Origin of the sequence: Galbitalea sp. SE-J8, assembly GCF_030345695.1 — a bacterium.
GTDB lineage: Bacteria > Actinomycetota > Actinomycetes > Actinomycetales > Microbacteriaceae > JAUASV01.
Window position 1 is genome coordinate 1 of record NZ_JAUASV010000040.1, and the last position, 6,525, is coordinate 6,525.

Here is a 6,525-nt window from a genome sequence, read left to right on the forward strand (position 1 = left end):
GAGAGGCGTGCGGTCGCACGTCCCAATGTCCGTCGAGGTCCTTGATGCCAGGCTCGCTGCCGGAACCATCATGTTTGAGCGATGCTTCGACCGTGACCGGGTGATAAAGCGACGCCGCCTGCAGGAAGTGGGGAGCTCGCGGACCGCTGTAGACGTTGATCCCGTAGCGCTTCTGGTGCTGAATCTCGAACAACTGAAGCTCGTTGATGAACTGCCAATGTCGACGGAGCCGCCGGTAAGCGGCGGATCGAAGCGGGCCAGCCTCTTCATCGGTGAAATGGGACTCCAAGTGGATTAGGCCGACCGAACCTGCTGGTTTGGCGTGTGCCCAGGTCAGCGACATGAAGCAGCGATAGAGGTCGGGTTGGAGTCCGGCGAGGTACGGGTATAGCTGCGCACTGCCTACGAAGGCCGCGATGCCGGCGATGTCGGCGGTGCCGTCGATCACGATCTCACGCACACCGGGCACCCTAAGCGCATCCGCCCGGTGCTGTACGAGCTCGGCGGCAGTATCCTTGGCCTTGAGTTGCCACCAGGGGTCGCCCTCGGCGAGCAGCGCCTCGACGTCGGAACGGGGCCGCACCCACGGCGGGTTCCCGACTTGGAGGTCGAAGCCACCCTTCGCGAAGACCGGGGCGAAGTCGAGCTCCCAGTGGAAGAAGCCGTACTGCTGGGCGATCTTCTCCGCCGCACGGAGCCAGGGCGTGCTCTTAAGGAGGTCAGCGACCGGCTGGGCGCCGGCGAAGCCGAGGTCGATCTGCTCCGCGTCATTGAGGTCGGCCCATCCTGTCGGCAGTCCTAGCAGCTCGCCACCTGCGTACTTCTTGCCCTTGGCCCCCTCGCTGTGCACACCGAGGATTCCAGTCAGAGCGGTGATCCACTGCTCCCAAGTCGGCGGCTCCGCACCCTCCGTCAGGCCGTCGGTCAGCGGCCAGAACCAGAGCGCACACCAGGCATCCATGACGCGCCGGAGGCGCCGGTACGCACCCTCCGGATCGGCGAGCTTCGCCTCGATCTCCTCACGACCGATCGAGTGCGGCAGTTCATCCGATTCCGTTTCGGACTGGCCCCACAGCTTGATGGGTCGCCGCGCCTCCGCTTCGGCGATCTCGAGGCGACGCTGCGCGAACGCCCAGAGGGTCTCGACACGGTGGGCGAGATTCACCAGCTGGTCAAGCTGCTTCTTCGACGGCTTCTGCTTCGCCGCCTTCCGCCAGGCATTCAGCGCCTTCTGCGCGTCTGGGGCGAGCTCCTTCGCCTCCTTGGCGTCCGCCGTCGCGCCCCACCCGGCGGCGGGAAGCAGGAAGTGATGGATGGCGCCGGGATAGTCCTCGCCGAGCGGCCGGCTCTTCGGCACGTCGTTGAGCCAGCCCTTGGACTCCACCTGTTCCCGCGAGAGGGTGGCGCGACGCGCTCCGATGAGCGAGTTGCCACGCCGCAGGTGCAGGCCGAACCACGGAGCGAGGAGGCCCTCGCTCATTGTGTCAAGCCAGAGCGAGATCTCCGCCAGCTCGACGGCCGTCGCATTGAGGTCGACCCCGTAGACCTGGTGAAGGGCGATCGACGCCTTCACCTTCTGCAACTCCCGGGGACGCTCGTCGGGGTCGACCTTCCGACCGAGTTCTGATTCCTTCTTGTCGAGATAGTGATCAGCGAGCTGCCGAACCGCCTCGATGGCGAACGCGCCGGAGCCGAGCGCCGGCTCGCATACGGTCAGGCCGAGGACGTCGTCGGCGGTCATCTCGTCGGTGATGAGCTCCTCGAGGGCTTGCGACACGGTGAAGCGGGTGAGCACCTCGGGCGTGTAGTACGAGGCGGACTGCTGGCGGTCCCGGCCAGAGAGCCTGTAGACGAAGCTGCCGGCCTTGTGGACGACCGACTTCACCTCACCGGTAATCTCGTCCTCCACCTTGACGAAGTCCTTCTCGTTGAGATGACCGGACCGGGTGACCGGGACGACCCAGGAGCCTTTCTCAGGGTTACCGTCAGGGGCGACCTCGTGGAGGTCCTCGGTGGCGAAGAACCCGGTGTAGGACATGAGGCCCTCATACACGGCACCGAGTTGGTTGATGCCGAGGTCTGCGTAGGAGATGAAGCCGCGGTCCTTGCCCTTCTGCGCCTTCGACAGCAGCAGACGGTCGAGCACCCGCTGTAGGGCGGCATCAGAGAGCTTCGATTGGGCGATCAGCGCGGTCGCTTCGGGCTTGAAGAGGTCGGCACGAAGGGAGTTGAAGGTCAGCCCCTGGCGAAGATCAGGGTCGTCACGGTCTCGCGATCCCTGATCAACCAGGCGGAATAGGACCGCGAGCGAGTCGTAGAAGTGGGTGCGCTGCTCGGCGTCGCCGACCAGCGCGACGAGCACCAGATCGCGGAGGCGGTCGAGGCTGTAGCCCTCTTCGAACTCATCGGCGTTGACCGGCAGCACCTTCAGCTCCACGCTCGCCTCCGCGTAGAGGAGAAACAGGATGCGGTAAATGAAGCGGAGTGATTGCTTCGCGAGGTCCTGCGCCTGGGACTGATCGATCGGGTCAAGCCTCTGCGCGGCGCGGCGCTGCACCACATCATTCGCGATGGTCTCGATGCTGAGGCGGACGCCCTCACGGAGGTCCTGGGAGACACCGACCGTATGCTTGACCGACTCCTCGCGGATGGTCTGCCACCAGACCTTGCCCTCGGCATCCGCGATCACCGACTCGGCAGCGAGGATCGCGGTGAGCCGGTCGAGCTCACCGCCCTTCTTCGTCTCGTTGCGCTCGGCGATGAGCTGCACGTCGACGGCCAGGTAGCGGCCTTCCGGCCAGCGTTCGCGGTCGACGAGCAGGGCCCAGCGTCCTGCGAGCACGATGACGAACTCGGGCGCATCGTCGGCGACGACTATCGTCGAGAGCAGACGAGCGAGGCTCGTCACCGGGCGCTCGCCCTCGACCTCATAGGGGATCAGAAGGGTGTTGCCGTCCTTGGTGAGCAGGTCTTCGAGGGTCTCGACGTTGCGCGCTTCGATGACCGCAACGGACGGGGTCTCGACGCCAGCGACACTAATCCAGGTCACCGGGCCGGTGACCGTCGGGTGGTAGATCGGATCGGCGTAGCCGAGCGCCCGGAATAGCGGCTTGGTGACCTGTTCGCCCTGGTATTCGTCATGCTCCTCGTCGAGCCCGGCGAGGGTCTTCGAGAGCTGGCCGATGATGGCGCCGATCGCCTTCCGCGGGCTTTCTTCCGCCACCTCCCACACCTTGCGTCGGTCGAGCACGCGCTGGCTGAAGGACTGCTTGCCCTCGGTCGTGAAATAGTGCTCGCTGATCCAGCTCTCGACGACGATGAATGCGTCACTCGCCATCTCACGCCTCCTTCGGGATCACGACAAGCAGTGGGCGGACGAGGGTCTGGCTGGGCATCATGGACTGGGCGATCGCCTGCTCGGCGGCGACGCGTGCCGTGCGCTCCTTAAGCGCAGCGACCTGGACGAGCGCATTCGCCTCGGACTCCCAGGCCTCGACGCGGGACGACCACATCTGCACACGGTCGGCGATGTCGGCGCGGGCGATGATCTCGAAGTTTGCCATCCACTCGGCAGCCCCCCGCTGCACCGCTACGGAGACGAGGGACTGCCACCTGTCCGTGTCGAAGGGGCCGTCGTTGACGAGCGCCTTCGTCACGCCGAGCGACTCGAGCGCCGCGTGCGCGGAGTCGTGCGGTGTGATTACCAGTGCCTCGACCGGGTGCGCATCCGACGAGAGCCATTTCACGGTGAGGAAGGTCGAGCCAACGACCTGGCCGCGCTTGTTCGTCAGCGTGCCAACCAGGAGGATCGTGGGGGTGTCGACCTCGCCCTTGATGGCAAACACCTCGTTGCGGGCGAGCTTCGCAAGCGCACGGTCGCTCGCCCAGTCGAGAATTGGATGCAGCGGGCCGAGGTAGTGCGCCTCAGGCCATAGCGAGTCGCGATGAATATCGTCGCGCGCCTGCTGCAGCGCCTGATTCGCTGCCTGCGGACTAGTAGCGAGCAGGAGGGATTCCGTCACCTTTTCTGCCTGGAGGTAAGACTGCGGGAGCACAGCGAGGCGCTGCGCGAGGTCTCGCGGCGGGCTTACCGACAGCACATTGTGCTGAGGCTGTCGATTGAGGTCGAAGCCCCCCTGGGCCAGCGAGCGTTCGGGCGTGTCGGACAGCTCGCGGAGCGCCTCGACCAGGTAAGCGTCGGCGCTGTCGAAGAGAGCGAGGTCTGTAATCTCAGTGCTGGTGACCGCAGGGACTGCCCCGGCCTGCGCGGCGAGTGCGAGGAATACGGCGAACGGGTCGTCCGAACTCGCCACGTCGGCGACCTGCGGAACAACCGTATCGAAGTCTGCACCCGTCGCGAGCGCCTCCATAACGGCCTTCTCCTCCGCGTCGGCGTCATACTTGCCCATCAGGCTCGCGGCGTCACCGAGCGCGGTGTGGGCCTCGTTCTCCCGCTGCAACAGACGAGTGATGACCTTCACGTCCCCGGAGAACTTGTCGTTCGACGGATTGAGCAGCAGCGTTGTGATGCGCGGCGAATGCTTCTGCCCGTAGCGGTCGATGCGACCATTGCGCTGCTCAATGCGGATGAGGCTCCACGGGACGTCGTAGTGGACCAGCTCATGGCACTGCGAGTGCAGGTTCACGCCCTCGGAGGCGATGTCGCCGGTAACGAGGATACGAATTGGGCTCGAAGCGAGCTTGAAGCTCTCGACAATCTCCTGCTGCTCGACGTCACTGAGGCCACCGTGCAGGACCCGCACCTGATCGGGCTTGAGCCCGAGGTCCTTCTGGAGCTGCTGCTCGAGCCACTTCAACGTCGCGACTCTTTCGGAGAACACCACGGCGCGCTCCTCGCTCGCAGGTCCGATCTTGATTTCCTTAAGCGCCTCGAGGAGCTTCTGATACTTCGCCGACTCCTCCGGTTTCGCCGCATCAGCGAGGTCGAGCAGCCGCTGCAGTGCCGCGCGCTCGGCACCGGCGCGCTCGCTGCTCGGAAGTCGCTTCAGGCGCTCGGTGACCGTGTCACGGAAGGCGGGCAGCGAAGACAGGAATGCTTTGGCCAGCGTCCATGGGAAGAGGCTGGAGTTCTGACCGCTGTATGGTGCATGGCCACCAGCCGGATGCAGCCAGACCTTCGCTAGTTCGTCGGCGATCGCGTTCTCCGCTGGGCCCGCCGGGATGAGGACGTTGTTCGGCGGAACGCGCTCGGCCCAGTCACTGCCGACCTCGAGCTTCACCTCCGGGCTGTAGCGGTGCCGTCGGATGACCAGCTTGGGAAGCATCGCAGGATTTATGTCGCCCTTCGGGCTGACCGCGGTTGGCTCGAGCAGCCGGATCAGCTCGGCGAAGGACTCCTTCTTGCCGTTGTGGGGCGTCGCGCTGGCGAGGATTAGCGCTTCGGTCTGCGGCGCGAGCGTGCGGGCGAGACGGTTGTTCAACGTGGCACCGGTGATGTTGTGCGACTCATCAATGACGACCGCGTCCCACTTGAAGTCCTTGAGGTACTGCAGGTAGCGGTCTTGCTTCAGCGTGTCGATCGAGATAATCGCGCGCTTGAACTTGCTGAACGGGTTCCGAGTCGCCGGTAAGTCCTGCCGCACGCGCTGGATGCCGACCGAGTCGAGCCGGACGAACGGGAGTGCGAACCGTGTCCACATCTCGAACTGCATCTGCTCCAAGACGTGTTTCGGCGTCACGATGAGGATGCGTTCGCCGCGACCGCGGCGTACGAGCTCCGACAGGATCATCCCGATCTCGATCGTCTTACCGAGACCGACCGCATCGGCGATGAGCAGCCGCGGCCGCAGATTGTCCCGATCGAATGCCTGACGGACCGCACTGCGCTGATAGCCGAGCGTGTTCGTAAGCATGTGCGTGCTAACGCTGAGCTCCGGACCGCCAAGCGGCAGTGGGGTCTTGCGGATCGTTGCCTCGAGCCAGAGCTTCGCCCGCCGGTACCCAGGAGAGTCATCCGCCTTGATCCTCGCTTGCGCCGGGTCAAGCGGGACGATGTCGTCGAAATCCGAGTAGAAGCTCGCCGCCGCGCCGCGGACCAGCTCGCTGAGTCCGTGCACGCGGACAAGCAGGCCGGACTTCGTCTCTTCTGTCGCGACGACCAGCCACTCGGCGTCGCGGACGATCACGATCGAGCCAGGCGCGATCGCGCTACTGCTCACTGCATCCACCAGCACCAGATGGGCTCCCCGATCGACGTCAACTTCCCAGCCCACAGTAGTGACAGGTGCCGACACAGTCCGGCACCCAGATTCTACGTAGCCCTCAGAGTCGGCTTTCTTGACCGGTCAAGTCCCGTGGCGTGGTGTCACTTTGTTGTTCCCTGTGGTGGGTGGTGGTCAGGCGGTGAGGTAGAGGTCGGGGCGTGCGGGCTCGGCGGTCTCTTGCAGGGTGTGGAGGAGTTTGCGCATCGAGACGTCGGAGAGATAGCGGCGTTCGCCGTATTGCCATTCCTCGTGCTGTTCGTGCAGGACGGCGCCGATGAGGCGGGTCACGCTGTCGCGGTCG

General features: G+C 65.0%; 2 protein-coding genes and 1 pseudogene. All 3 read right to left on the reverse strand.

What is annotated here, in order from left to right; all coding sequences use genetic code 11:
• The coding region (locus QT381_RS15505; RefSeq protein WP_289249935.1) for an N-6 DNA methylase at nucleotides 1-3,337 on the reverse strand (3,337 nt) is incomplete at its 3' end.
• Nucleotide 3,338: 1 nt separating this feature from the next.
• Nucleotides 3,339-6,254, reverse strand: a complete 2,916-nt coding sequence (locus tag QT381_RS15510; protein ID WP_289249936.1) for a DEAD/DEAH box helicase — start codon at nucleotides 6,252-6,254, stop codon at nucleotides 3,339-3,341.
• A 102-nt stretch (nucleotides 6,255-6,356) separates the two neighbouring features.
• Nucleotides 6,357-6,525 (reverse strand): annotated as a pseudogene (locus tag QT381_RS15515) (IS256 family transposase); the annotation flags it as partial.